The 23,919-nt window shown below is 62.8% G+C and carries 24 protein-coding genes and 1 tRNA gene; 15 read left to right on the plus strand and 10 right to left on the minus strand.

The features are described 5' to 3' along the window. Positions 1–5: 5 nt before the first annotated feature. On the minus strand, positions 6–398 hold the full coding sequence (tolA, locus tag NKL06_RS28485) for a cell envelope integrity protein TolA (RefSeq protein WP_155923149.1): 393 nt from the start codon (positions 396–398) through the stop codon (positions 6–8). 40 nt (positions 399–438) lie between these two features. After that, the gene (locus NKL06_RS28490) at positions 439–885 is read right to left on the minus strand and encodes an iron-sulfur cluster assembly scaffold protein (protein ID WP_023691130.1); all 447 of its coding nucleotides are present in this window, start codon (positions 883–885) and stop codon (positions 439–441) included. A 241-nt stretch (positions 886–1,126) separates the two neighbouring features. Here NKL06_RS28490 and folE point away from each other — a divergent pair, with 241 nt between their 5' ends. The 3 genes from folE to NKL06_RS28505 all read left to right on the plus strand — a co-directional run bounded on the left by folE (position 1,127) and on the right by NKL06_RS28505 (position 3,312). Further along, on the plus strand, positions 1,127–1,762 hold the full coding sequence (folE, locus tag NKL06_RS28495) for a GTP cyclohydrolase I FolE (RefSeq protein ID WP_023667622.1): 636 nt from the start codon (positions 1,127–1,129) through the stop codon (positions 1,760–1,762). A gap of 35 nt (positions 1,763–1,797) precedes the next feature. Next, positions 1,798–2,256, plus strand: coding sequence for a phosphoribosyl-AMP cyclohydrolase (hisI, locus tag NKL06_RS28500; protein WP_023688273.1), 459 nt, complete (start codon positions 1,798–1,800; stop codon positions 2,254–2,256). Positions 2,257–2,340: 84 nt separating this feature from the next. Next, the gene (locus NKL06_RS28505) at positions 2,341–3,312 is read left to right on the plus strand and encodes a patatin family protein (protein WP_023667624.1); all 972 of its coding nucleotides are present in this window, start codon (positions 2,341–2,343) and stop codon (positions 3,310–3,312) included. Between the two features lie 15 nt (positions 3,313–3,327). Here the strand turns inward: NKL06_RS28505 and recJ are convergent, their stop codons facing one another. The 4 genes from recJ to NKL06_RS28525 form a co-directional block, all read right to left on the minus strand. Beyond that, a complete protein-coding gene (gene recJ, locus NKL06_RS28510) occupies positions 3,328–5,112 on the minus strand; it encodes a single-stranded-DNA-specific exonuclease RecJ (protein WP_023691129.1) in 1,785 nt (594 codons plus the stop codon). 250 nt (positions 5,113–5,362) lie between these two features. Continuing rightward, a complete protein-coding gene (locus NKL06_RS28515; RefSeq protein ID WP_023695460.1) occupies positions 5,363–6,676 on the minus strand; it encodes a homoserine dehydrogenase in 1,314 nt (437 codons plus the stop codon). 50 nt (positions 6,677–6,726) lie between these two features. Further along, positions 6,727–7,944: an LL-diaminopimelate aminotransferase gene (locus tag NKL06_RS28520; protein WP_023681615.1), complete on the minus strand. Its 1,218-nt coding sequence runs from the start codon at positions 7,942–7,944 to the stop codon at positions 6,727–6,729. Between the two features lie 90 nt (positions 7,945–8,034). Then, the gene (locus NKL06_RS28525) at positions 8,035–8,445 is read right to left on the minus strand and encodes a hypothetical protein (RefSeq protein WP_023691128.1); all 411 of its coding nucleotides are present in this window, start codon (positions 8,443–8,445) and stop codon (positions 8,035–8,037) included. 97 nt (positions 8,446–8,542) lie between these two features. Here NKL06_RS28525 and phaC point away from each other — a divergent pair, with 97 nt between their 5' ends. From phaC to NKL06_RS28540, 3 genes are all read left to right on the plus strand, one after another. After that, a complete protein-coding gene (gene phaC, locus NKL06_RS28530; protein WP_023691127.1) occupies positions 8,543–10,378 on the plus strand; it encodes a class I poly(R)-hydroxyalkanoic acid synthase in 1,836 nt (611 codons plus the stop codon). A 360-nt stretch (positions 10,379–10,738) separates the two neighbouring features. Continuing rightward, a complete protein-coding gene (locus tag NKL06_RS28535; protein WP_023691126.1) occupies positions 10,739–11,860 on the plus strand; it encodes a YcbK family protein in 1,122 nt (373 codons plus the stop codon). 323 nt (positions 11,861–12,183) lie between these two features. Next, positions 12,184–12,258, plus strand: a tRNA-Glu gene (locus NKL06_RS28540). A 146-nt stretch (positions 12,259–12,404) separates the two neighbouring features. Here the strand turns inward: NKL06_RS28540 and NKL06_RS28545 are convergent. From NKL06_RS28545 to NKL06_RS28555, 3 genes are all read right to left on the minus strand, one after another. Further along, positions 12,405–13,073 carry a DUF2161 domain-containing phosphodiesterase gene (locus tag NKL06_RS28545; RefSeq protein WP_023691125.1) on the minus strand — a complete coding sequence of 223 codons (669 nt, stop codon included), beginning with the start codon at positions 13,071–13,073 and terminating at the stop codon, positions 12,405–12,407. Between the two features lie 335 nt (positions 13,074–13,408). Continuing rightward, positions 13,409–13,684: a DUF6074 family protein gene (locus NKL06_RS28550; protein WP_023691124.1), complete on the minus strand. Its 276-nt coding sequence runs from the start codon at positions 13,682–13,684 to the stop codon at positions 13,409–13,411. 146 nt (positions 13,685–13,830) lie between these two features. Beyond that, on the minus strand, positions 13,831–14,127 hold the full coding sequence (locus NKL06_RS28555; RefSeq protein WP_023667653.1) for a DUF982 domain-containing protein: 297 nt from the start codon (positions 14,125–14,127) through the stop codon (positions 13,831–13,833). Positions 14,128–14,406: 279 nt separating this feature from the next. Between NKL06_RS28555 and map the strand changes: the two genes are divergently transcribed. The 4 genes from map to NKL06_RS28575 all read left to right on the plus strand — a co-directional run bounded on the left by map (position 14,407) and on the right by NKL06_RS28575 (position 17,510). Then, positions 14,407–15,240, plus strand: coding sequence for a type I methionyl aminopeptidase (gene map / locus NKL06_RS28560; protein WP_023688239.1), 834 nt, complete (start codon positions 14,407–14,409; stop codon positions 15,238–15,240). Positions 15,241–15,353: 113 nt separating this feature from the next. Then, complete coding sequence (gene radC, locus NKL06_RS28565; protein WP_023691123.1) at positions 15,354–16,121, plus strand: RadC family protein; 768 nt, start codon at positions 15,354–15,356, stop codon at positions 16,119–16,121. A 197-nt stretch (positions 16,122–16,318) separates the two neighbouring features. Beyond that, positions 16,319–16,717 carry a RidA family protein gene (locus tag NKL06_RS28570; protein WP_023681625.1) on the plus strand — a complete coding sequence of 133 codons (399 nt, stop codon included), beginning with the start codon at positions 16,319–16,321 and terminating at the stop codon, positions 16,715–16,717. 172 nt (positions 16,718–16,889) lie between these two features. Then, positions 16,890–17,510: an isochorismatase family protein gene (locus NKL06_RS28575; RefSeq protein WP_198027035.1), complete on the plus strand. Its 621-nt coding sequence runs from the start codon at positions 16,890–16,892 to the stop codon at positions 17,508–17,510. Between the two features lie 25 nt (positions 17,511–17,535). Here the strand turns inward: NKL06_RS28575 and NKL06_RS28580 are convergent, their stop codons facing one another. Beyond that, positions 17,536–18,450: a LysR family transcriptional regulator gene (locus tag NKL06_RS28580; RefSeq protein ID WP_023691120.1), complete on the minus strand. Its 915-nt coding sequence runs from the start codon at positions 18,448–18,450 to the stop codon at positions 17,536–17,538. Positions 18,451–18,610: 160 nt separating this feature from the next. On the opposite strand from NKL06_RS28580, the gene NKL06_RS28585 reads away from it, so the two are divergent. The 5 genes from NKL06_RS28585 (at position 18,611) to NKL06_RS28605 (ending at position 23,917) form a co-directional block, all read left to right on the plus strand. Beyond that, positions 18,611–19,252 carry a glutathione S-transferase family protein gene (locus NKL06_RS28585; protein ID WP_027050354.1) on the plus strand — a complete coding sequence of 214 codons (642 nt, stop codon included), beginning with the start codon at positions 18,611–18,613 and terminating at the stop codon, positions 19,250–19,252. 132 nt (positions 19,253–19,384) lie between these two features. Next, positions 19,385–20,311 carry a DMT family transporter gene (locus tag NKL06_RS28590; RefSeq protein ID WP_023667660.1) on the plus strand — a complete coding sequence of 309 codons (927 nt, stop codon included), beginning with the start codon at positions 19,385–19,387 and terminating at the stop codon, positions 20,309–20,311. Positions 20,312–20,539: 228 nt separating this feature from the next. Further along, complete coding sequence (locus NKL06_RS28595) at positions 20,540–21,424, plus strand: cytochrome c oxidase subunit II (RefSeq protein WP_023667661.1); 885 nt, start codon at positions 20,540–20,542, stop codon at positions 21,422–21,424. A gap of 22 nt (positions 21,425–21,446) precedes the next feature. After that, positions 21,447–23,216 (plus strand): cytochrome c oxidase subunit I, encoded by a 1,770-nt coding sequence (gene ctaD / locus NKL06_RS28600; protein WP_023681631.1) that lies wholly within the window; start codon positions 21,447–21,449, stop codon positions 23,214–23,216. Further along, positions 23,213–23,917 carry a cytochrome c oxidase subunit 3 gene (locus NKL06_RS28605; RefSeq protein ID WP_023681632.1) on the plus strand — a complete coding sequence of 235 codons (705 nt, stop codon included), beginning with the start codon at positions 23,213–23,215 and terminating at the stop codon, positions 23,915–23,917. The genes ctaD and NKL06_RS28605 overlap by 4 nt, the downstream gene beginning before the upstream one ends. Positions 23,918–23,919 lie beyond the last annotated feature (2 nt).

Consider the following 23,919-nt stretch of genomic DNA (forward strand, 5'->3'; position numbering starts at 1 on the left):
CGGTTCTATTTCTGCTGCGCGCCGGATGACATCACTCGGCCGTCGAAATTGACCGTCGTCTCGCGCCAAGCCTGGTAGCTATCGGCATAAATCGCAAGGCCAATGAAGGGCGCACAACGGGTAATCGCCCGAACTGCGCTGTCATCGAACTTCTTGCCCTGTGGTTCTGTTGCAAGATTGAGTACCTTCGGCGGCGCCGCCAGCGAACCATCCCGGTTAAAGCTGATTTTGACGCGTGTGGCCACAAGTTCGTCGCCGACGGGGATAATCCAGCAGCCAGCCAGCTTGTCAGCGAGGTAGGCGGCAGCCTTCTGCTGCGAGGCGTTTTCTGCGCCGGCAGCATAGCCACTCGTGACCAGCGAAACCACAAGGCCCGAAGCCACCATCAACCAATGCAAACACTTCCTCCGTCATGTCCTGCGCGAAGCCCGCGCTATGTCACGCTGCTTCTTCTGCGCGTTTCTTCTCGATTTGACCGATGGCATCGACGACCGCATCGAAGGTCAGCATGGTCGAGGCATGGCGCGCCTTGTAGTCGCGCACCGGCTCCAGATATCTCAGATCGGCAAAGCGGCCTTGCGGCGGCGCGCCGTTTTCCTTGAGCATCTTCAGCATGGTGTCGCGCACCGCCCGCAATTCGTCGGCGCTGGCGCCGATGACATGTTGAGCCATGATCGAGGACGAGGCCTGGCCGAGCGCGCAGGCCTTCACGTCATGCGCGAAATCGGTGACGACGCCATTGTCCATCTTGAGGTCGATGGTCACCGTCGAGCCGCACAATTTGGAATGGGCCTTGGCCGTCGCATCCGGATGATCGAGCCGGCCGACGCGGGCGATGTTTCCGGCAAATCCCAGAATTTTCGCATTGTAGACGTCGTCAATCATATTTTTCCAATCCGTCGCCGCCAAGCGAACAGCGATTGCCGTTGTACCGTCTTTCATTCGCTGCGCACGACCATATATAATGGTGGCAGTCGGGTATCGACAAGGCAACGCAAAGCCATCGTCCTTGCCCATTTCGTTCACGCCGCTTGCGGGCTGGAAACCGGGCGAGTTTTCAGCACCCGAAAGGTCGTGGTCCGTTCAACTCGTTCCTCCTGAGAGAGGAACTACGGGAGACGCCTTTATGGATGCCGTCATCAAGAAAATAATGCCCCCTTCCGACTATCTGGACAAGCCGGTCACCGACAGGCCGAGCGAAGCCGAGGTCGAGGCCGCCGTGCGCACGCTGTTGCGCTGGACCGGCGACAATCCGGACCGCGAGGGCCTGATCGACACGCCCAAGCGCGTCACCAAGGCCTTTCTCGAAATGTTCAACGGCTATGACATGTGCCCGGCCGAAGAGCTCGGCCGCACCTTCGAGGAAGTCGCCGGCTATGACGATCTCGTCATCGTCAGGGACATCCAGTTCCACTCGCATTGCGAGCACCACATGGTGCCGATCATCGGCAAGGCGCATGTCGGCTACCTCCCGGATGGCAAGGTCGTCGGCCTGTCCAAGATCGCCCGTGTGGTCGATATCTTCGCCCATCGCCTGCAGACTCAGGAGGCCATGACCGCACAGATCGCCGGCGTCATCCAGGACGTGCTCAATCCGCGCGGTGTCGCCGTCATGATCGAGGCCGAGCATATGTGCATGGCCATGCGCGGCATCCGCAAGCAGGGCTCCACCACGCTGACCTCGACCTTCACCGGCGTGTTCAAGGACACGCCCGAGGAACAGGTCCGTTTCGTCACCATGGTGCGCGGCCTCGGGGCGTAAGCCTCTCGCCGGCATCGCTAGATCAAGGACCGGCGATGTCGGCACTAACATTTCCCAAGGCTCCATCAGACAAGAAGGCTCTCGAAGAAGGCGCGGTGTTTTCCCCGCGCTTCGATGCTGCCGGGCTGGTCACCGTCGTCGTCACCGACGCCGCTGACGGTATGCTGCTGATGGTCGCGCATATGAATGCCGAGGCGCTGGCGCTGACGCTCGAAACCGGCATCGCGCACTACTGGTCGCGCTCGCGCAGCACGCTGTGGAAGAAGGGCGAAACATCAGGCAATTTTCAGACGGTCGTCGAGATGCTCACGGATTGTGACCAGGACGCCATATGGTTGCGCGTCAAAGTGTTGGGCCACGACGCAACTTGTCACACCGGCCGGCGTTCATGTTTTTATCGGACGGTGGGGCTAATCGGCGGCAAGGCAACGCTTGCCGGCGATGGCAGCACGCCGCTGTTCGATGCGGAAAAAACGTATCGGAAGCCCGCGTGAACCATTCAACAGTCGCAAACCACTCATATTCACTATTCTCAAACGTCCTTCCTGTAGAACGGACGCGGGACAAGGGAGATCATGATGCTCGAGTGGGCGTCATTGCGTAGCAGACCGGACGTGCGGGAGGCCAATGGCCCCTCATCGTCCGGCGGCGTGCCTGACCCGCAACCTGCGGGCAAGACAGGCATTTCGCTCGCGCTGGGCGGCGGCTGCGCACGCGGCTGGGCGCACATTGGCGTGCTGCGCGCGCTCGACGAAGCCGGCATCGAAGTCTCAATGATCGCCGGCACCTCGATCGGCGCGCTGGTTGGCGGCTGCTATCTCGCCGGCAAGCTGGACGAACTCGAGGAGTTCGCCCGCAGCCTGACCAAGCGGCGCATCTTCGGCCTGCTCGATCTCAATCTGCGCGGCAGCGGCCTGTTCGGCGGTATGAAACTGGACGTCAGGCTGCGCGAGCACATGGCAGGCATCCGCTTCGAGGATCTGACGAAACCGTTCGTCGCCGTTGGCGCCGAAATTCGCACCGGCCATGAGATCTGGCTGTCCAGCGGTTCGCTGATCACCGCGATGCGGGCTTCCTATGCGCTGCCCGGCGTGTTCGAACCGGTGAATTGCAACGGCCGCATTCTGGTCGACGGCGCGCTGGTCAACCCGGTTCCGGTTTCGGTCTGCCGCGCCTACGAGCAGCCGCTGGTCGTCGCGGTCAACCTTCACTACGATCTGTTCGGCCGCGCCGCCGTCATCAAGCACAGCGCCGGCGAACTGCTCATCGAGAAGGACGCGCCCCGGCCAGGCCAGGCCAGCCCCGACCACCAGCCGCACCAAAGCCGTCTCGGCATCACCGGCGTCATGGTCGAAGCTTTCAACATCATCCAGGACCGGATTTCACGCGCAAGGCTGGCGGGCGATCCGCCCGACATGTCGCTCCAACCGAAACTCAGCCATATCGGCTTGACCGAATTCCACCGCGCGGATGAGGCGATCAGCGTCGGTTACCAGGCGACGATGGCGCAGATCAGCGAGTTGAAGCGGCTGCAGACGGTTCTCGCTTAAACCAATTCGGCAATGTCAGGCTTTGGCCGCATCGGTGATGCGGAACTGCACCGTGCGGTTGCCGTTCCAATAATTCCCCGACAGCGAGCCGGCTACATGGATCGTGTTGCCCCTGTTCTTGAACAGGAATTCGCCCAGCGCGGTATCGACGGATCGAAAGGCGATGCCCTGGATGCGGCCGCCGCTTTCCGACTGCAGATCAGCCCGGATGTGGTTGGTGCCGACGGCCCGCGCGTCGGCCAGCCGATGGCGCGGCAGCGCGAACACCGGCGCGACATGGCCGGCGCCGAAAGGCCCGGCCTTTTCCAATGCATCGAGCAAAGCAATCGTCGCGCCCTCGGCGGCGAGCGCGCCGTCGACGGCCAGACTTTCTTCGTCCTGCAGCCGGAACACTTCGGTCGCCGCGCGCTCCTCGAAGAAAGCACGGAGTTCGCCGAGCTTGGCGCGTTCCACCGTGATGCCGGCGGCCATGCCGTGGCCGCCGCCCTTGACGATCAGCCCGGCATCGGCGGCTGCGCGCACCAGCCGTCCGAGATCGAAGCCCGACACCGAACGGCCAGAGCCGGTGCCGATGCCATTGGCGTTGAAGGCGATGGCGAAGGCCGGCCGCCGCGCATGGTCCTTCAGCCGCGAGGCGATCAAGCCGACAATGCCGGGATGCCAATTGGTGCTGGCGGTGACGATGATGGCCGGCCCGTTGCCGCCGGCAAGTTCGGCGTCAGCCTCGGCGCGCGCCGCTGCCAGCATCTCCAGCTCCATCTGCTGGCGTTCCTGGTTGAGCCGGTCGAGTGTCTCGGCAATGGTCCTGGCCTCAACCGGATCGTCGGTGGCGAGCAGCCGGCTGCCAAGTGCTGCATCGCCGATGCGGCCGCCGGCATTGATGCGCGGCCCAATCAGATAGGCGAGATGAAAGGTGCTTATCGGCTCACCGATGCGGGACACCCGCGCCAGTGCGGCGAGCCCCTCATTCTTCTGCTGCCGCGCCATCTGTAGTCCCTTGACGACGAAAGCGCGGTTCACGCCGATGAGCGGCACCACATCGCAAACCGTGGCCAGCGCCGCCAGGTCGAGCAACGACAACAGGTCCGGTGGCGCTGCGTCGGGCAACCGGCTGCGCAGGACCCTCGCCGTCTGCACCAGAGTGAGGAAGACGACACCGGCGGCGCACAGATGGCCTTGCCCGGAAAGGTCGTCCTCGCGATTGGGATTGACGACCGCGGTCGCCTCCGGCAGCGGGCCGCCGACCTGATGGTGGTCGAGCACCACCACATCGGCGCCTGCGGCCTTGACGGCATCGATGGAGACAGCGCTGTTGGTGCCGCAATCGACGGTGACGATCAGCGTCGCGCCGCGCGAGACCAGTTCGCGCATAGCCTCCGGATTGGGGCCGTAGCCCTCGAAGATGCGGTCGGGAATGTAGATCTCCGAAGGCACCGAGAAATGCGTCAGGAAGCGCTTGAGCAACGCCGAAGAGGCGGCGCCGTCGACATCGTAGTCGCCGAAGATTGCCACCTTCTCCTTGGCCATGACCGCTTCGGCGATGCGGGTCGCAGCCTTGCCCATGTCGGTCAGCGAAGCCGGATCCGGCAACAGATTGCGGATCGTCGGATCGAGGAAGCGCTCGGCCTGGTCCGCGGTGACGCCGCGCCCGGCGAGCACGCGCGCCACAATGTCGGGCACGCCGTGGCCCTGCGCTATGGCCAGCGCGGTCATGTCCTGCCGCTCGCTCAACCGGTGTTCCCAGGAAACACCGGTCGCCGACTGCCTGACATCGAGGAAGAGGCGTTTGTCGCCCGTCATAGGAGGCGTAATCTATAGATTGTCATTTCCGGCAATATGCGACGGCTAAACAGGAAAGTCTCAAAACTTTTCCACATCCTGGTGACGCGCCTTGATCTCGCGGCTCACGCCTCCGCCAGAGCCCGATGATGATTGGTGGGTTCGACCTGAAATCTCAATCCGGCTCCAAATCAAAGAGATAGAGCATTATGGCGTCTGAACCACTTTTCAGCAGCAGCATCAATCGGTTAAAGGAGAAAAATGACTTGGCCTAGCCCGCACGCTCGATGCGGATAACCTGCGGCTTGTCTGTGAGGTGGCCGTCCTTGGTGATGCCGTCGACAGCCTTGCGCACCGCTGCTTCCGTCGTCTCGTGGGTGACCAGGATCACCGTCTTTTGCGCGTCCGTCTCGCCGCTGACGGCATGCTGGACGATCGATTCCAGCGAAATGTCGTTGTCCGCCATGCGCTTGGCGATCGCGGCGAAGACGCCGATGCGGTCGTGCACGGTCAGCCGGATGAAATAGCCGCCGGCATGGCTGCGCATCTGCGCCTTCTTGTAGGGGCGCAGTTCCTTGGCCGGCAGGCCGAACACCGGACCGTGCTGGAAGCCCGGCCGGCTCTTTGCGATGTCGGCGATATCGCCGACCACGGCGGACGCGGTGGCGTTGCCGCCGGCGCCCGGGCCGGAGAGCAGCAGTTCGCCCAGAATGTCGGTTTCGATGGCCACCGCATTGGTAACGCCATGCACCTGTGCGATCACCGACGCGGTCGGCACCATGGTCGGGTGCACACGCTGCTCGATGCCGCTGTCGGTGCGCTGCGCGACGCCGAGCAATTTTATCCGGTAGCCAAGGTCGCCCGCGGCGCGGATATCGGCCTGGCTGATATTGGAAATGCCTTCCATGTAGATGTCGTTGGCGGCGATCCTGGTGCCGAAGGCCAGGCTGGTCAGGATCGACAATTTATGCGCCGTGTCATGGCCCTCGATATCGAAAGTCGGATCGGCTTCGGCGTAGCCCAGCCGTTGCGCGTCCTTCAGGCACTCGTCGAAGGAGATGCCCTCGGCCTCCATGCGGGTCAGGATGTAGTTGCAGGTGCCGTTGAGGATGCCGAAAACGCGGGTGACCGAATTGCCGGCCATCGCCTCGCGCATCGTCTTGATGACCGGGATGCCGCCGGCAACTGCCGCCTCGTAGTTGAGCAGCACGCCCCTCTTCTCGGCGATTTCGGCAAGCGCCACGCCGTGCTTGGCCAACAGCGCCTTGTTGGCGGTGACGACATGACGTCCGGCTTCAAGTGCTGCCTTGACCGACGCGCGCGCTGCCCCTTCGTCGCCGCCGATCAGTTCGACGAAGACGTCGATATCGGCGGCCTGCGCCATCTTGATCGGATCGTCGAACCATTTGGCGGCGCTGAGGTCGACGCCACGGTCGCGCTTGGGATCGCGCGCGGAAACGGTCGTGACGATGACATCGCGTCCGCACTGGCGCGTCAGCTCCGCTGCCTTGTCGCGCAGCACGCGCGCCACCGAGGCGCCGACCGTACCCAGACCCGCAATTCCAACACGCAACGCTTCAGCCATGCCCGGCGACGCCCCTCAAAAAATCTGCTCGAATAAGATGTGCGGCGACTTTAGCGATGCGCGGCGAGCGGCACCACATTGTTCGGCTGCTTGGCGCTGGACGCCAGGAAGCGCTTGATGTTGCGCGCCGCCTGCCGGATCCGGTGCTCGTTCTCGACCAGCGCGATGCGGACGTGATCGTCGCCATGCTCGCCAAAGCCGATGCCCGGCGCCACCGCCACGTCGGCGTGCTCGATCAGGAGCTTGGAAAACTCAAGCGAGCCGAGATGCTTGAACGGCTCCGGGATCGGCGCCCAGGCGAACATCGAGGCAGCCGGTGCCGGAATGGTCCAGCCGGCGCGGCTGAAGGCATCGACCATGACGTCGCGGCGCTTCAAATAGACCTCGCGCACTTCGGCGATGTCGGCGCCGTCGCCATTCAGCGCATGCGCCGCCGCCACCTGGATCGGCGTGAAGGCGCCGTAATCGAGATAGGACTTCACCCGCGTCAACGCCGAGATCAGCCGCTCGTTGCCGACGGCAAAGCCCATGCGCCAGCCGGGCATGGAGAAGGTCTTCGACATCGAGGTGAACTCGACGCAGACATCGATGGCGCCCGGCACTTGCAGCACCGAAGGCGGCGGATTGCCGTCGAAATAGATCTCCGAATAGGCAAGGTCCGACAGGATGATGATGTCGTTCTTCTTGGCGAAGGCGACCACGTCCTTGTAGAAATCGAGCGAGGCGACCAGCGCCGTCGGGTTCGACGGATAGTTGAGGATCAATGCCAGCGGCTTCGGGATCGAATGACGGACACCGCGCTCGAGCGCCGGGATGAAGCCGTCATCCGGCTCGACCTGCAGCGAACGGATGACGCCGCCCGACATGATGAAGCCGAAAGCATGGATCGGATAGGTCGGGTTGGGGCACAGGATCACGTCGCCCGGCGCGGTGATCGCCTGCGCCATGTTGGCGAAGCCTTCCTTCGAACCGAGCGTCGCCACCACCTGCGTGTCGGGATTGAGCTTCACGCCGAAGCGGCGCTGATAATAGGCGGCCTGGGCGCGGCGCAGACCTGGGATGCCGCGGGAGGAGGAATAGCGATGCGTGCGCGGATCGCGCACCACTTCGCACAATTTGTCGACGATCGCCTTCGGCGTCGGCAGGTCCGGATTGCCCATGCCAAGGTCGATAATGTCGGCGCCGCGCGAACGGGCGCTGGCCTTCAGCCGGTTGACCTGCTCGAACACGTAGGGCGGAAGCCGGCGGACCTTGTGAAATTCTTCCATGTCAGTTCCAGACGATTTAAGATTGGCTTCAGCACAGTTGGCTTGGCTAGGCGCCTTTGGCAAAGACCGCTTTCGGCGCGCGATATAGCCTTATTTGCAGGTAGGGTCGAGGGCGGGATCGCATTTGGCTTCGATCTGCTTCAGCGTGTCCTTGCCATGGTTCTTCGCCAGCGAGTTCAGCGCCGCCGGGCTGGTGGACGGGGCACCGCCGCCGCCCTTGGCCACTTGCCCCTGCTGTTCGCCCTTCAACTGGGCAAGCTTGGCCTGCGTCTCCTCAGGGGTGAGTTGCCTTGCCGCCACCTGCGGCGGGATGTTGAGATTGGGATAAGAGCCGGTGTCCTGCGCGCCCTGCGTCAGGCCGACATTCATCCCGTTGCCGGTATTGGCGCTCGTGCAGCCACTTGCCGCCAGCAGCCCTGGCGCAAGACAGGCGATTGCAACCGCGACGCGGCAAAAGCGGCCTGCCCCCGAAAAAATGGTCTTGCCGGTGTTAATCGTCATATTGTTTTCCTGGCAGCCGGGGTACAGCGCATTGGACCCGGTCAGATGTCCCATGATAATATGTCAAGAAAACGCCTCGGGAGGAACCCCGCGAGCCATGTCCAAAACACCTGATTCGAGCAAAGCGGAAGATGATCAATCTTCGACCGTCGAGCAATATCTGGTGAAAGACCCGGAACGCTTCGCGTTGAACATGGCGCGCATGGTCGAGCAGGCCGGCAAAGCCGCCTCCGCCTGGGCCGAGCCGCGCGAAAAGGGCGAGGTGCGCGATCATGTCGCCGAACCCGTGGTCGACATGGTAAAAACCTTTTCCAAGCTCAGCGAATATTGGCTGGCCGACCCGCAACGCGCGCTGGAAGCGCAGACGCGACTGTTCGCCGGCTACATGACGGTCTGGGGCAACGCCATCCAGAAGGTTAGCCCGAATGCCGAGGCGCCCGAAGATGCGGTCAAGCCCGAGCGCGGCGACAAGCGTTTTCAAGACCCCGAATGGGGTCGCAACGCTTTCTTCGATTTCCTCAAACAGGCCTATCTCGTCACCTCGCGCTGGGCGGCCGACCTGGTCGAGCACGCCGAAGGCCTCGACGATCACACCCGCCATAAGGCCAGCTTCTACGTCAAGCAGGTGTCCAATGCCATCTCGCCGTCGAACTTCATCCTGACCAATCCGGAGCTGTTTCGAGAAACCGTTGCCTCGAATGGCGAAAACCTGGTGCGCGGCATGAAGATGCTGGCCGAAGACATCGCCGCCGGCAAGGGCGACCTGAAGCTGAGACAAGCTGACTATTCGCCCTTCGAGATCGGCAAGAACGTCGCGACATCTCCCGGCAAGGTGGTCGGGCGCAGCGATGTCGCCGAAATCATCCAGTACGATCCGACGACGGAGACGGTGCTCAAGCGCCCGCTGCTGATCTGCCCGCCCTGGATCAACAAGTTCTACATCCTCGATCTCAACCCGCAAAAGTCCTTCATCCGCTGGGCGATCGAGCAAGGCCATACCGTGTTCGTCATCTCCTGGATCAATCCCGACGAGCGGCACGGCGCCAAGGGCTGGGAAGCTTACATACGGGAAGGCCTGCAATACGGCCTCGACACGATCGAGAAGGCGACCGGCGAGAAAGAGGTCAACGCCATCGGCTATTGCGTCGGCGGCACGCTGCTGGCGGCCGCACTCGCACTGCTGGCACAGGAAGGCGACAACCGCATCAAATCGGCGACCTTCTTCACCACGCAGGTCGACTTCACCCATGCCGGCGACCTGAAAGTCTTCGTCGACGAGGACCAGGTGGCAGCGGTCGAGAAATCGATGAACGAAAAGGGCTACCTCGACGGCACCAAGATGGCGACCGCCTTCAACATGCTGCGCTCGGGCGACCTGATCTGGCCTTATGTCATCAACAATTACATGCGCGGCAAGGATCCCCTTCCCTTCGACCTGCTCTACTGGAACGCCGATTCCACCCGCATGGCGGCCGCCAACCACTCCTTCTACCTGCGCAACTGTTATCTCGAGAACAATCTGACTCGTGGCGTGATGGAACTCGCCGGCCGCACTGTGTCGCTGGCCGACGTCACCATCCCGGTTTACAACCTGGCGTCGAAGGAAGATCACATCGCGCCGGCCCTTTCGGTGTTTCTCGGCTCGCAATATTTCGGCGGCGACGTCGAGTTTGTGATGGCTGGTTCCGGCCACATTGCCGGTGTGGTCAACCCGCCGGCAGCCAAGAAATACCAGTACTGGACCGGCGGCAAACCGACAGGCGATTTTGGCCAGTGGCTCGCCTCCGCGGTGGAGCATCCCGGCTCCTGGTGGACGCACTGGCAGCACTGGATCGAAACCCAGGACGACACCCTCGTTCCGGCCCGCAAACCGGGCAAGCATATGAAAACCCTGGGTGATGCCCCCGGCACCTATGTGAAGGTCCGCGTGTAACGGCCGGCACCTTTTGCAGGTGCCTGTGTGTAACGGAATGTAATGTCTGGTGAGTTGACGGGCCGGCAAAACGGGGCGAAATGGTGTCGTCAACCTTCAAGAAGCCTCAATTGGCCTCCAACGAGCAAATAATTCAGAGCCTTGCAGAATTGACACAAGTCTCGTTTCCGGTTTGGGAACACAAGGTTATTGGATGTGAACGTTTCGACGCCGCACCAATAGCAGGCCGACCGGACACCGAGGGGGAATTTAGTTTTGAAATCAGTAGGATCGCGTCTCGCGGGGAGAGAAGGTCGCACTATAGCGGCAGCGCTTTTCTCCGTGCTTCTGGCGTCCTGCACCTCCGCCAGCGACCCCACAATGTCCGTCGGCATGCCTGGCTACAACGCGACCGCTTCTGACATCGCCGCGGCTTCCGGCGCCAGCCCTGCGGCGCCGGGCGATTCGACCGTGCAGGTCACATCCACCGGGCCGCAGATGATGATGACGGCAGCGGGCGATGCGACACTGCCCGAGCAGGTCGCCTATGTGCCGGTGGCCAAGCCCGGCACCGGCTTCCCGGTCAATGTTCCCGCCGGCTCCGAAACCATTGTCGGCCAGACGCCGCAGTCGCTGCAGCAGTCAGCACAGACCGCGGCCGCAACGGACGCCGTGGCGCAGAAGATCGCCGCCGCCGATGCCGGCGTGACCGCGCCGAAACCGACTGCCGCGGCACCCGCGCCCGGCGAGGTCTACGTGACCGCCGCGCCCCAGCAGATCGACACGCCGAAGAAGGGCTTCCTGGCCTCACTGTTCAGCACCACGCCAACCTCGGCGGCACCTGCTCCGCTGGTCAACTCGCGCTCGGGCGAACAGCCTGCGGTTGCTGCCCAGAAGGCCGCCCCGGCAAAGCCGATCATCACGTTGGCCTCAGCCAGTTCGGCCGACAAGCCCTTGCAGCTTGCCTCGCTTGGCAACGAGAGCAACCACATCACCGGCAGCGATGCCTTGCCCGGCGTGCGCCAGACGGCGCTGTTCGAGATCAAGCGCAAATCCGGCCTCGACGATGAAAGCGACGTCGACCTGAACGAGGACGAGGGTTCGGGCGGCGCCTATCAGGTGGCTTCCGCCGCCGGCCTCGCCCGGCTGGCGCCCAACGGCCTGTTGAAGCAAAACGAGAGCGTCGACGTCGCCTGCCTGAAGCCGTCGCTGGTGCGGGTGCTGAAGACCATCGAAGGCCATTACGGCCGCAAGATGATGGTCACATCAGGCTACCGCGACCCGGCCCGCAACCGCCGCGCCAACGGCGCCAAGAATTCGCTGCACATGTATTGCGCCGCCGCCGACATCCAGGTTCCCGGCGTCTCCAAATGGGAACTGGCGAGCTACATCCGAACCATGCCCGGCCGCGGCGGCGTCGGCACCTACTGCCATACCGAATCCGTTCACGTCGACGTCGGCCCCGAGCGCGACTGGAACTGGCGCTGCCGCCGGCGGGGTTAGCACCCCATTCGGCAAACGGGCCGAGGGGCTGTTAGCAGCCCGCCGTTTTTTCCGATTAGCTCTCAGCGACGTTCGAGATTAGCCGAGGCACCCGCGACTTCGTCATCTTATGGCGAAGCAAGGAGCGCAGCGACGCAGCGCAGACGCGAGGATGACGACTGCGCGGCGCATTCGTCCAAAGATGTGCAACGACGCGAGGCCAGAAAACCTGCGCTTGCTCACCAAACTGGCCGTTTTCGCCCCTCTTGAAAAAAGTTTCCGCATCTGGCGGCTGATGGGTTGCCGGTTGGCAACAACGCAATTATAAGCCGCTTCGTCTGAGCGCGCCCATCGTCTAGCGGTTAGGACACCGCCCTTTCACGGCGGTAACAGGGGTTCGATTCCCCTTGGGCGTACCAGATCTTTCAGGAAAACAGGAAGCCTCGCGGCAGCCGCCGAACTAGCAGCGGCTGGAAGGGTGGCGCGGCGCATCGGTTGAAACGGCGAACAGCGGCTGCCGTGCCGAGGTTTCCCTCGGCGCCTGCTCGCGGCAATCTCCGGCCACTCACCCCTGGTCGTGCGCTACCTGCGGCCAGCGCTGTAACGCCGCGTGGCCACCCTCGGTCAGCGCGTAGACGCCGCGCTCGGCCCTGGCGAACCAGCCATAGATATTGTCCAATAGGATGCTGGGCGCGCGCGGCGAAATCGCTTTCAGATCGCGCGGGCGTTTCGGCCCGTCGGTCATGGCTGCGGCGCAGGCCAGCGCATCCTGCCGGTAGGCGGTCATGATCGGGGCGCGCGAGCCACCGCCGACCACCGGATCGCCGCGCCGGCGACGGTGTTCCTCCATCAGTCGGGAGCGGCGCTTCGGATCGCGACGCGGCGGCAGAGCCGCCGGGCTGAGCAGCACTTCGACCTCCCCCTTGCCGCTGACAGCCAGAAGCCCGAAGCCGAGCCGCCGGCACAGTGCGCGAAAACGGCGGTCGTGCTCGCGGCCTTTGCCACGCGCCGACATGCGCGCGGCCAGCCACACTTCGTCGCATGCCGCCGCGCGATCGACACCTTGCAGCACCAGTTCGAGGTTGAACTGCAATTTCAGTTCGCAGATGACCAGCACAGGCGGCTCGCCGTCGCGCACCGCCACGATATCGCAGTGGCCGACTTCGCCCTTCACCGTGAATTCCAGGCTCTCGAGAAACCGCTTCACCGGGATGTAGAGAGACGTTTCCTGCATCGCGCAGGCATAGCCGATTCGGATCGGGTCGGCACAGGGATCGCCGAGAGGCCGACGCCTTGCGCTAAACCGCGTCGATCCCACCATCTGCAAAAGCCATCCGTAAGGCAGGTTCTCCGGCGTGATGGTCCCGCCATAGCGCTCGACGATTTCCTTGGCGATGACCGACGTCGCCAGGGCCGAGCGCGACCAGTATTTCATCGCCTGTCTCGCGTTCAACAAGGCGCTCGCCGTGGCTGGGACGGCACGATCGACAGCGCAAGGCCCGAGATCGTCGACGCCAAGACCGGTCCACGGTTAGCCACAGTGAGCGCGTGTCGGTCCTCTGTTCGAAGCTAGAGGCGGGTGCGCGTCCGGCGCTGCCCTGGTGCGGCATCGTCCGCCTTGAAATGCATCTCGTCCTGGACCGCGGCAAAAAACCGGCGGACATCGTTGGCCGCCGAAGCCGCATCGCAGCCGGCCGCGACCGCCTTGTCGAGGAGTTCGCGCGCCGTGGCCTTCCAGAACGACGTGGCCGTGTCGCCGTGCAGTCTGCCCAGCCTTGCGGCGACCTCGCGCACCAGCACGGTCTGCCGATCTAGCGGGAAGGTACGCACATTGGCTGAAGACATGTTCTGCACCATGAAACCGACGCAACGAATCAGACGCTGCTCTATGGCTCATGCCTAGCTGTGAAGTCGGAAACGGAACCTTAACGCCGCGGAGTCCGCGCCGATTGGAACGAGTCGGTTGGCCGGCCTCCAGGCCAAGCAGAACTCTAGACCCTCAGGCCCCTCGCCTCGCCGGCGCGCTTGGCCGTAACCATCATATCCCTGGCCAGCAGGCCACTGACCCGGCAAAACGCCATGAAGGCGCGCCAGGCGTCCTCAGTCTTGACCACATCCACCGTGGCCCCGAAGCAGGCATTGAACGCCGCTTCATAGACCTTGCCCTGTCGCTTCTTTGGCCAGTCATGCAGGATATCCAGCGCCTGTTCGACGCTGTATATTTCCTCTACCGGCAGCCCGGGCGCGGGCGCGATGCGCACCGGCACCTCGAATTGCAATCTGTCCATTCTATATCTCCCGAACTGGCGTCGACCACAGCAACGCCGTTCGTCGTCAAAAGTTGCTTTGGCTGCTTTTGCGCGAAAATGTGTCGTCAGTGCGATCTCGGCATTCGGAGGAGATCGCGCACCTGGATGTCATCTGAGCGGCCGCGCAAGCCAGGAATATCGCCAGTATCAGTCCATTGCCGGCAGTTCTTCCTTGAACCTTGCGGCTTGCAGTGCCAAATCTGGGGAAATTTTCTAACGGGCTGGTATGCGCCGCCCGCTTACAGGCAAACGGACACTATGGTCACCTATCTCGACGCCACCACGGCACCCCTCAGGAATACCGGCCAGATCCGCCTCTATGGCGAGGAAGGATTTGCCGGCATGCGCAAGGCCTGCGATCTCACCGCGCGCTGCCTCGATGAACTGGTGCCGATGGTCCAGCCGGGTGTCACCACCGAGACCATCGACCGTTTCGTCTTCGAATTCGGCATGGACCAAGGCGCGCTGCCGGCGACGCTCAATTATCGCGGCTACACCAAATCGTCCTGCACCTCGATCAACCACGTCGTCTGCCACGGCATTCCAGACAGCAAGCCGTTGAAGGACGGGGACATCGTCAACATCGACGTCACCTACATCCTCGACGGCTGGCACGGCGATTCCTCGCGCATGTATCCCGTCGGCACCATCAAGCGCGCCGCCGAACGCCTGCTTGAAGTCACTCATGAGTGCCTGATGCGCGGAATCGCGGCGGTCCGGCCCGGCGCCCGCACCGGCGCCATCGGCGCCGCCATCCAGACCTATGCCGAGGCAGAGCGCTGCTCGGTGGTGCGCGATTTCTGCGGCCACGGCGTTGGCCAGTTGTTCCACGACGCACCCAACATCCTGCACTATGGCACCGCCTCGGAAGGCGTCGAGATGCGGCCGGGCATGATCTTCACCATCGAGCCCATGATCAATCTTGGCCGGCCGCATGTGAAAGTGCTGTCGGACGGCTGGACGGCGGTGACGCGCGACCGCTCGCTGTCGGCGCAGTACGAACACACGATAGGCGTCACCGAAACTGGCTGCGAGATTTTCACCCTGTCGCCAAACAAGCTCGACCGCCCCGGCCTGCCGGCGGTCAGCTGAAAACAAGATCGCCTCAAGCCGCGGCTTTGAGGCGCCGTCGCCGAAAAAACTCGACCGCGCGCTGCTTACCGCTCTAATCTGCCGTCGAAGCCTTCGGGGAGTGTGGGGGGTCGATGGGGAAGAGTGGCGACGACGAACGGGGGTTCTTCTCCGAGCGGTGGCTTGAACCACCGGCGAAGGACAAGGCACCAAGAGACAAATCGACGGAGAAGCCACACTATCACGGCCATCGCGACCGTTTGCGCGAGCGCTTCGTTGCCGGCGGCGCGGACGCCCTGCCCGACTACGAACTTCTCGAACTGCTGCTGTTTCGCCTGATCCCGCGCGTCGACACCAAGCCGATCGCCAAGGCGCTCTTGGCGCGCTTCGGCACTTTTGGCGAAGTGCTTGGCGCACCGGTGGCGCTGCTGCAGGAGGTGAAGGGCATCGGCCCCGCCGTGGCGGTCGACCTGAAGGTGATTGCCGCTGCCGCGCAGCGCATGGCGCGGACCGAGGTTCGCGACCGCGAGGTGCTGTCCAACTGGACGCAGCTTCTTGCGTACTGCCGCTCGGCGATGGCGTTCGAGAACCGCGAACAGTTCCGCATCCTGTTTCTCGACAAGAAGAACGTGCTGATCGCCGACGAGGTACAGCAGGTCGGCACCGTGGACCACACGCCGGTCTATCCGCGCGAAGTGATCAAGCGCGCGCTGGAACTATCGGCCAGCGCCGTCATCCTGGTGCATAATCACCCATCAGGTGATCCGACACCATCGCGTGCGGACATCGAAATGACCAAGCAGATCATCGACAGCGCCAAGCCGCTCGGCATCGCCGTCCACGACCACATCATCATCGGCAAGAAAGGCAACGCCTCGATGAAGGGCCTGCTGCTGATCTGAGCCTGATGGGCGCCGGTGCCGTCATCCCAAACGCCACCGCTCGCGAGCCAATCAGCAACATTCCGGCTTGGCTCAAACGCCCACGCTTGCGGTGTAGAAGTGATATTGCGACGGAAGCGCCCGCTTCGGCGACAATGTCGTAGACTCGCGAATACGAAGCAGCCAGTTCCCGTCAGCCATTGCAGGAGATCTATTCAATGACGCTCGAATGCATAAATCCAAATGATCTGCCGATTCCGGAAATGTACTCCCAGGTCGTCGTTGCGACAGGAAGCAAGCTGGTGTTCGTCTCGGGCCAGCAGCCAGAAGACATACACGGCAAGCTCGTTGGCCATGGTGATTTCGCAGTCCAGGCGCGCCTGGCGTTCGGGAATCTCGGCCGAGCGCTTGCTGCCGCCGGCGCTCGGCCCGAGCAAGTCTGCAAGATCACGATCTACATCGTCGATTACAAACGCGACGAACACGTGCCGATCATCGAAGCGGCCCAGATCGAGCTGTTCGGCGATCACAAGCCAGCAAACGTGGTGGTCGGGATAGCGGTGATGTCTCCCGGCTACCTGATAGAGATCGATGCGATCGCGGTCATCGACCCGTAGGCCAAGCGAGGACGCGTCAAGTCGCCCAAACCAATCCCGGAGCTCGCTGCGAGATTGCCACGACCTTGATCTCTCCATCCATCCACGATCACATCGTCATCGGCAGGAATTGCGATGTCTCGATGAAGAGCCTGCTGCTCACCTGATCAACGTCGGAAACAGGAAACACGCAATGCCCCAGCCCGGCGACGAACCATGGCCGTTCGACAAGCAACGCGCAGCCCTCCTGGTCATCGACATGCAAAGCGACTTTGTCGATGAGGGCGCCGTCATGGAAGTGGCCATGGCCCGCCATCGCATTCCGGCGATGCGGCAGGTGGTCGAGCTTTGCCGCGCGCAAGGCGTCCCGGTTATCTACACCCAGCATGTGCTCAGCGACCATTTCGATACCTCGCCGCTGGAAACCGGCTATCAGCCGAAGCTGAAAACCAAAGGAATGCGGGAAGGCAGCGCCGGCGCCGAAATCGTCGCCGCGCTTGCGCCCTTGCCTGGGGATGTCGTCATCAAGAAGCACCGCTACGATGCCTTCCACAACACGCAGCTCGAGACCGTGTTGCACAACATCCGTGGCGCAGGCCGGGTCGACACGGTGATCATCATCGGCACCGTGACCAGCATCTGCTGCGAATCCACCGCGCGGAGCGCCTTCATGCGCGACTACAAGGTGGCTTTCATCAGCGACGCCAATGGCGGACTGGACGAGGCATCGCACAATGCAACCCTCGACATCATAGGCAAGGTGTTCGGGCGCGTGATGACGGTTGCCGAGCTTGGGAACCTGTTGCGGAGTTGAACCCCAGCGTCAGCTGGCGTGCGTCTCAAGCTCCGGCGCCGAGCCTGCCCTCAAGAAGGTCGCGCCGCTGCTGCAATTCGCCGGAGACGAATTTGGTGAAGGCGTGGACGCGCGCCGTGCGGCGCAAATCGTCGTGCACCAGCACCCACAGCGCCGAGCCGATCTCCTCGATCAGCCCTCCGACCCTTACAAGCCCGGGCAGGCTGTCGCCGAGATAACAGGGCAGCGCCGCAACCCCGATTCCGGCGCCCGCCGCATGCGACATCGTCACCAGGGAATCGGCGCGTATGGCGATCTCGACATCGGGCAGCGACGACCGCATCCAGCGGGCGACGCCGGTGTTGGCCAGGCTGTCGTCGGGCGCGATCCAGCGCAGCGCACCCAGTCTCGGCTCCGGGGGTAGCGTTTCGGCATAGGAACGTGTCGCGTAGGCGGCGAAGGCGACGCCCGAAATGCGCCGGCCGACCAGGATTTCCTGCGGTTGCGACACCGGCCTGATCGCCACGTCTGCATCCCTTTGCGTCAGGTTGGCGATGGAATTCTGCGTCATCGCCTCGACCCGTATGCCGGGATGGAGCTTATGAAACGCCGCCAGGATCGGCGGCAGCACCGATGCCATCAGCGTATCGGTGGTGGTGACCCGCAACCTGCCTTCGAACCTGAGATCCTGCCCCGACAGTTTGCGCGCCAGTTCATTGACCGTCTCGGCCATTGTGCGTGCCGCGCCCAGCAGTTCCTCGCCGCCCGCGGTGAGGGCATAGCCAGTCGGCAGCCGATCGAAAAGGCGGATACCCAGCCGCGTCTCGAAGGCGTTGACGCGCCGCAGCACAGTCGTGTGGTTCACGCCTAGGATCCGAGCCGCCGCCGCCAGCGAAGCGCCATCGGCGACGGCCAGCACCATGCGCAGATCTTCCCAGTCGATATCGCGTGAGCTGTGCATTCTTGCAGAAAGATAAAAGAAAGCGCTGCGCTCTGCGAGTCAAAATGACGCTTCGCTGTGCAAAAACGCAGAGCAAGCGGGCGAATCGGCATGTCGATCTGCGCATGCACGCACGCCATATGGAGTCCGACGACAAAAGAAACAGTCGCGGAGAAGAGCCATGACGCCGATAGAACTCTACACCTGCCAGACACCCAACGGGCACAAGGCCTCGATCATGCTGGAAGAGGTCGGCCTGCCCTACTCGGTCCGCTTGGTCGACATCGAAAGGGGCGACCAGACCAAGCCTGATTTCCTGGCGCTCAATCCCAACAACAAGATCCCGGTGATCGTCGACCGGGACGCCGGCCGCACGGTCTTCGAATCCGGCGCCATCCTACACTACCTGGCGCGACGGTCGGGCAAGCTTCAGCCGGTGGGCGCGCAGGAGGCGGACGATACTCTGACCTGGACCTTGTTCCAGGCGGCCCATGTCGGCCCGACGCTTGGCCAATTGTGGAATTACAAAATCTTCGCGCCGGAAAAAATCCCTTATGTGATCGAGCGTTTTGAGCGCGAAACCGGACGCGTCTTCCGAGTGCTCAATAGCCGGCTCAAGAACTATGAGCACATCGTCGGCAAAAGCTACGGCATCGCCGATGTGATGACATGGCCATGGATCAACGCGGCCGTCACCAGGCTCGGCCTCAGCCTCGATGACGCGCCAGACCTGGCGCGTTGGTATGCCGCCATAGGCCGACGCTCCGCAGTTGTCAGAGGCATTGCCGTTCCCGCCCTGCCCGAAGCATCGGCTGCCGCTTAGATCATGATGAGATTTGGTTGAAATCTCATCATGATCTAACCCTTTGTTGGAGCATGATCTTTTCCAAAAACCGGCACCCACTTTTTGGGATCATGCCCTAGCCGCCGCACCCCGCATTCAAGGAATACGATCGTGGAAATCCTCTTCGTCCCTCTGGCGCTTGTCGCCGGTGGCCTGCTTGCGGTGCAAGCCGGCGCCAATGCCCAACTTTCAAAGGCGGTCGGCTCACCCTTTGCCGCGACCACGCTTCAGCTCGCGGTCGGCGCCATCGTGCTGTTGTCGATCACGGCCCTCACCGGAACGACACCGGCTCTGCTTGCCGTTCGGCAAGCCGAATGGTGGCATGCGATCGGCGGCATGGCTTCGGCCTTCTACGTTGTTTCGACCATTCTTCTGTTCCCTCGCCTTGGCGCCGTCGTGTCCGTCGGGCTCTTCATCGCTGGGCAGATGCTTGCATCCTTCGCCCTCGACACGTTCGGCTGGCTCGGGATCCCCGAAGCCGGACTGCGAGCCGGGCCTGCCTTCGGCATGCTCGTCTTGCTTGCCGGGGCTGCCCTCATCGTTCTGGGACAGAAGGGCGCGGCCGACAATACCGCATCCTCAAGACCAGGGTGGATCGGACTGGCGCTGCTGGCAGGCGCCGTGCTTCCGGTGCAAGGCGCTGTAAACGCCTTGCTTCGGCACGACCTTGGCGGCGCGCCGTTTGCGGTCGGCACCATCTCGTTCCTGGTGGCGATGCTGGCCATGGCCGCGGTGCTTCTGATCGCGCTTGCCCTGACGAAGACGCCCCGCCCTCGCCTCGCCGGCCTGTCGTCGATGCCCTGGTGGGGCTGGCTCGGAGGTTTTGCCGGCGCCACCTATGTCACGACCGTGTTCACCGCCATCCCCGTCATCGGAGCGGCAGCTGCCGTCAGCCTGACGGTGGCCGGCCAGCAGGTCGCCGGCATCTTCGTCGACACCTTCGGCTGGTTCCGCCTGCCGCAGCGGCTTGTCTCCGGCATGCGGCTCGCCGGCGTCGTGCTGCTTTTGGCCGGCTGCATCATCATCAAGGCGCTTTGATCCCGCTGGAACAAGGCAAGCCGAATCAAGCCAGCCCCTGCCCTCCCTGATTTGGGGGGTCAGGTGTCGCTCCGGCGTCACCAACGAAGCAAGGTCCGGGCGCCGCAGAAGCAATTTTTCGCTCCTTCCACAACCGGCTCTAGAATTTCGATCGCAAATCACGCATGATGCACTTGGTATTTTCCCGGGACGGCTTCGCGCCCCCTGAAATACCGGGAGGAACGGGACATGCCCATAGTGGTTGTACTCGTTTTGATCGTCGTGGGCTCGGTGTTGTTCCACTTCCTGAGCCCATGGTGGTGGACTCCGATTGCCTCGAATTGGGACTATATCGACAACACCATCATCATCACCTTTTGGATTACCGGCGTCGTCTTCGCCGCAGTCGTCCTATTCATGGCCTATTGCGTTTTCCGCTTCCGTCACCGCGAAGGCAACCAGGCGGCCTACGAACCGGAGAACAAGCGGCTCGAATGGTGGCTGACGATCGTCACCGGAGTGGGTGTTACCGCCATGCTGGTTCCCGGCCTGTTTGTCTGGAGCCGGTTCGTCAACGTTCCAAGCGACGCAACCGTGGTCGAAGTCGTCGGCCAGCAATGGCAGTGGAGCTTCCGCTTGCCCGGCAAGGACGGCAAACTCGGCACATCCGACACCCGCGACGTCACCGCTGAAAATCCGCTGGGCGTGATCGCCAAGGATCCCAGCGGCCAGGACGACGTCGTGGTCGAAGCGGCCGACCTGCATCTGCCGGTCGGCAAGCCGGTCAAGATGCTGCTGCGCTCGATCGATGTGTTGCACGATTTCTACGTTCCGGAATTCCGCGCCAAGATGGACATGATACCGGGCTCGGTCACCTATTTCTGGTTCACCCCCACCAAGACCGGGACCTTCCAGGTTCTGTGCGCCGAACTGTGCGGCCAGGGGCACCCGATGATGCATGGCATCGTCATGGTCGATACCGAGCAGGACTATGTGGCCTGGCTCGACCAGCAGCAGACGTTCGCGCAGTTGTCGGCGCCGCAGCAGACGGGCTCGGTGGAACAGGCGCCGGGCAACGCGACGGCGTCAGCTCTAGAAGTTGCGGCAAAACTCGAAACTGTCGGGTCCCGCTGAAGGGCACGGAGGTGCTCCGCCTATGGTCGATATCACGCCTGCAGATGCCGTCCCGCCCGCCGAAGTCGCGGAAATGGAGCTTTACCATCCGCACAGCTGGTGGACGAAGTATGTCTTCTCGCAGGACGCCAAGGTCATCGCCATCCAGTATTCGGCGACCGCAACGGCCATCGGCCTGGTCGCGCTGGTGCTGTCCTGGCTGATGCGGCTGCAGCTCGGCTTCCCCGGCACGTTCGATTTCATCACCCCCGAGGCCTACTACCAGTTCATCACCATGCACGGCATGATCATGGTGATCTACCTGCTCACGGCACTCTTCCTCGGCGGCTTCGGCAACTACCTGATCCCGCTGATGGTCGGCGCCCGCGACATGGTCTTTCCCTATGTCAACATGCTGAGCTACTGGATCTACCTCCTTGCCGTGCTGGTGCTGGTGTCGAGCTTCTTTGCGCCCGGCGGACCGACCGGCGCCGGCTGGACGCTCTATCCGCCGCAAGCCATCATGACCGGCACACCTGGCGGCCAGGAATGGGGCATCATCCTGATGCTCGTCTCGCTGATCCTGTTCATCATCGGCTTCACCATGGGCGGTCTGAACTATGTCGTGACGGTGCTGCAGGCCCGCACGCGCGGCATGACGATGATGCGCCTGCCGCTGACCGTCTGGGGCATCTTCACCGCCACCGTCATGGCGCTGCTCGCCTTTCCGGCGCTGTTCGTCGCCTGCGTGATGATGCTGCTTGACCGCGCGCTTGGAACCTCCTTCTTCATGCCCGCGGTTGTCGAGATGGGGGAACAACTACAGCACAATGGCGGCAGCCCGATCCTGTTCCAGCATCTGTTCTGGTTCTTCGGCCACCCGGAAGTCTACATCGTGGCGCTGCCGGCCTTCGGCATCGTCTCCGATCTGATCAGCACGCATGCGCGCAAGAACATTTTTGGCTACCGGATGATGGTCTGGGCCATCGTTGGCATCGGCGCGCTGAGCTTCGTGGTCTGGGCGCACCACATGTATGTCAGCGGCATGCACCCCTATTTCGGCTTCTTCTTCGCCACCACGACATTGATCATTGCCATCCCGACAGCGATCAAGGTCTACAATTGGGTGCTGACGCTGTGGCGGGGCGATATCCACCTCACCATACCGATGCTGTTTGCCATGGCTTTCATCGTCACCTTCGTCAATGGCGGGTTGACCGGGCTGTTTCTCGGCAACGTCGTCGTCGACGTCCCGCTGTCGGACACGATGTTCGTCGTCGCTCACTTCCATATGGTCATGGGTGTTGCTCCGATCGTCGTCATCTTCGGCGCGATCTACCACTGGTACCCGAAGGTCACCGGCCGGATGCTGAACGAGACGCTCGGCCGGTTCCATTTCTGGGTCACTTTCCTCGGCGCCTACCTGATCTTCTTTCCCATGCATTACATCGGCCTGATGGGCGTGCCGCGGCGCTATGCCGAACTGACCGACGTGACGGTCATGACGGAGTCGGCGCATCACCTGAACTCGTTCATCAGCATCATGGCGTTTATCGTCGGCTTCGCCCAGATCGTTTTCCTGTTCAATCTTATCTGGAGCATCCGCCATGGGCGCGAGGCCGGTGGCAATCCATGGCGGGCCACGACACTCGAATGGCAAACGCCGCAGACACCACCCGCGCATGGCAATTTCGGCAAGGATCTGCCGATCGTCTATCGCTGGGCCTATGACTACAGCGTGCCGGGCGCCAAGGAGGACTTCATTCCGCAAAACATGCCGGGCACGTTCGGCCCCTCCAGGGAGCCAGCATGAGCGTCATCCTGGTCTTCCTTCTCGTGATCGCCGGCTTTGCCGGCTGGTGGCTCTCGCATCAGCGGCTGATGGCGAAACCATGGCTCGAGCAAGGTGTGGCAGGAGATTTTGTCGCCTTCGACCGATCGAGCCTGCCGACCGCCAAGATCGGCCTCGGTGTCTTCCTCGCCGTGGTCGGCTGCCTGTTTGCGCTGTTCACCAGCGCCTACTTCATGCGTATGGCGCTGTCGGACTGGCAGCCGCTGCCCATCCCACGCCTGCTCTGGCTCAACACCGGCATGCTGGTGCTGAGCAGCATCGCGCTGCAATGCGCCTCGATCGCGGCGCGCAAGCGCCAGATGGACACGGTCAGGCTCGGCCTTGCCGCGGCTGGGCTCACCGCGATCGCCTTCCTCATCGGGCAGCTCATGGCATGGCGGGACCTGACCGCCGATGGCTATTTTCTGGCCTCCAATCCGGCCAACAGTTTTTTCTACCTGATAACCGGGATGCACGGCCTGCATATCGTGGGAGGGCTGGTGGGCCTGGGCAGGACAACCGCCGGCGCCTGGAACGGGGCACGGCCGGAACGGCTTCGCCTCAGCGTCGAATTATGCGCCATGTACTGGCATTTCCTGCTTTTCGTCTGGCTCGCCATCTTCGCTCTTTTAGCCGGCTGGGCCGCGACGTTCATCGATATTTGCCGGCAGTTGCTGACCTAGGA

Origin of the sequence: Mesorhizobium sp. C268A (assembly GCF_040324475.1) — a bacterium.
Taxonomy (GTDB): Bacteria; Pseudomonadota; Alphaproteobacteria; order Rhizobiales; family Rhizobiaceae; genus Mesorhizobium.

What these genes read in the sequence shown, in the direction of transcription:
- radC (WP_023691123.1), top strand. Translation starts at nt 15,354, where the DNA reads ATGGGGAAGAGTGGCGACGACGAACGGGGGTTCTTCTCCGAGCGGTGG.
- phaC (WP_023691127.1), top strand. Translation starts at nt 8,543, where the DNA reads ATGTCCAAAACACCTGATTCGAGCAAAGCGGAAGATGATCAATCTTCG.
- NKL06_RS28535 (WP_023691126.1), top strand. Translation starts at nt 10,739, where the DNA reads ATGTCCGTCGGCATGCCTGGCTACAACGCGACCGCTTCTGACATCGCC.
- recJ (WP_023691129.1), bottom strand. Translation starts at nt 5,112, where the DNA reads ATGACGGGCGACAAACGCCTCTTCCTCGATGTCAGGCAGTCGGCGACC.
- NKL06_RS28555 (WP_023667653.1), bottom strand. Translation starts at nt 14,127, where the DNA reads ATGGACAGATTGCAATTCGAGGTGCCGGTGCGCATCGCGCCCGCGCCC.
- NKL06_RS28575 (WP_198027035.1), top strand. Translation starts at nt 16,890, where the DNA reads ATGCCCCAGCCCGGCGACGAACCATGGCCGTTCGACAAGCAACGCGCA.
- NKL06_RS28605 (WP_023681632.1), top strand. Translation starts at nt 23,213, where the DNA reads ATGAGCGTCATCCTGGTCTTCCTTCTCGTGATCGCCGGCTTTGCCGGC.
- NKL06_RS28525 (WP_023691128.1), bottom strand. Translation starts at nt 8,445, where the DNA reads ATGACGATTAACACCGGCAAGACCATTTTTTCGGGGGCAGGCCGCTTT.
- NKL06_RS28545 (WP_023691125.1), bottom strand. Translation starts at nt 13,073, where the DNA reads ATGCAGGAAACGTCTCTCTACATCCCGGTGAAGCGGTTTCTCGAGAGC.
- map (WP_023688239.1), top strand. Translation starts at nt 14,407, where the DNA reads ATGGTCACCTATCTCGACGCCACCACGGCACCCCTCAGGAATACCGGC.
- NKL06_RS28570 (WP_023681625.1), top strand. Translation starts at nt 16,319, where the DNA reads ATGACGCTCGAATGCATAAATCCAAATGATCTGCCGATTCCGGAAATG.
- NKL06_RS28490 (WP_023691130.1), bottom strand. Translation starts at nt 885, where the DNA reads ATGATTGACGACGTCTACAATGCGAAAATTCTGGGATTTGCCGGAAAC.
- NKL06_RS28585 (WP_027050354.1), top strand. Translation starts at nt 18,611, where the DNA reads ATGACGCCGATAGAACTCTACACCTGCCAGACACCCAACGGGCACAAG.
- NKL06_RS28550 (WP_023691124.1), bottom strand. Translation starts at nt 13,684, where the DNA reads ATGTCTTCAGCCAATGTGCGTACCTTCCCGCTAGATCGGCAGACCGTG.
- hisI (WP_023688273.1), top strand. Translation starts at nt 1,798, where the DNA reads ATGTCGGCACTAACATTTCCCAAGGCTCCATCAGACAAGAAGGCTCTC.
- NKL06_RS28580 (WP_023691120.1), bottom strand. Translation starts at nt 18,450, where the DNA reads ATGCACAGCTCACGCGATATCGACTGGGAAGATCTGCGCATGGTGCTG.
- ctaD (WP_023681631.1), top strand. Translation starts at nt 21,447, where the DNA reads ATGGTCGATATCACGCCTGCAGATGCCGTCCCGCCCGCCGAAGTCGCG.
- NKL06_RS28515 (WP_023695460.1), bottom strand. Translation starts at nt 6,676, where the DNA reads ATGGCTGAAGCGTTGCGTGTTGGAATTGCGGGTCTGGGTACGGTCGGC.
- NKL06_RS28520 (WP_023681615.1), bottom strand. Translation starts at nt 7,944, where the DNA reads ATGGAAGAATTTCACAAGGTCCGCCGGCTTCCGCCCTACGTGTTCGAG.
- NKL06_RS28505 (WP_023667624.1), top strand. Translation starts at nt 2,341, where the DNA reads ATGCTCGAGTGGGCGTCATTGCGTAGCAGACCGGACGTGCGGGAGGCC.
- folE (WP_023667622.1), top strand. Translation starts at nt 1,127, where the DNA reads ATGGATGCCGTCATCAAGAAAATAATGCCCCCTTCCGACTATCTGGAC.
- NKL06_RS28595 (WP_023667661.1), top strand. Translation starts at nt 20,540, where the DNA reads ATGCCCATAGTGGTTGTACTCGTTTTGATCGTCGTGGGCTCGGTGTTG.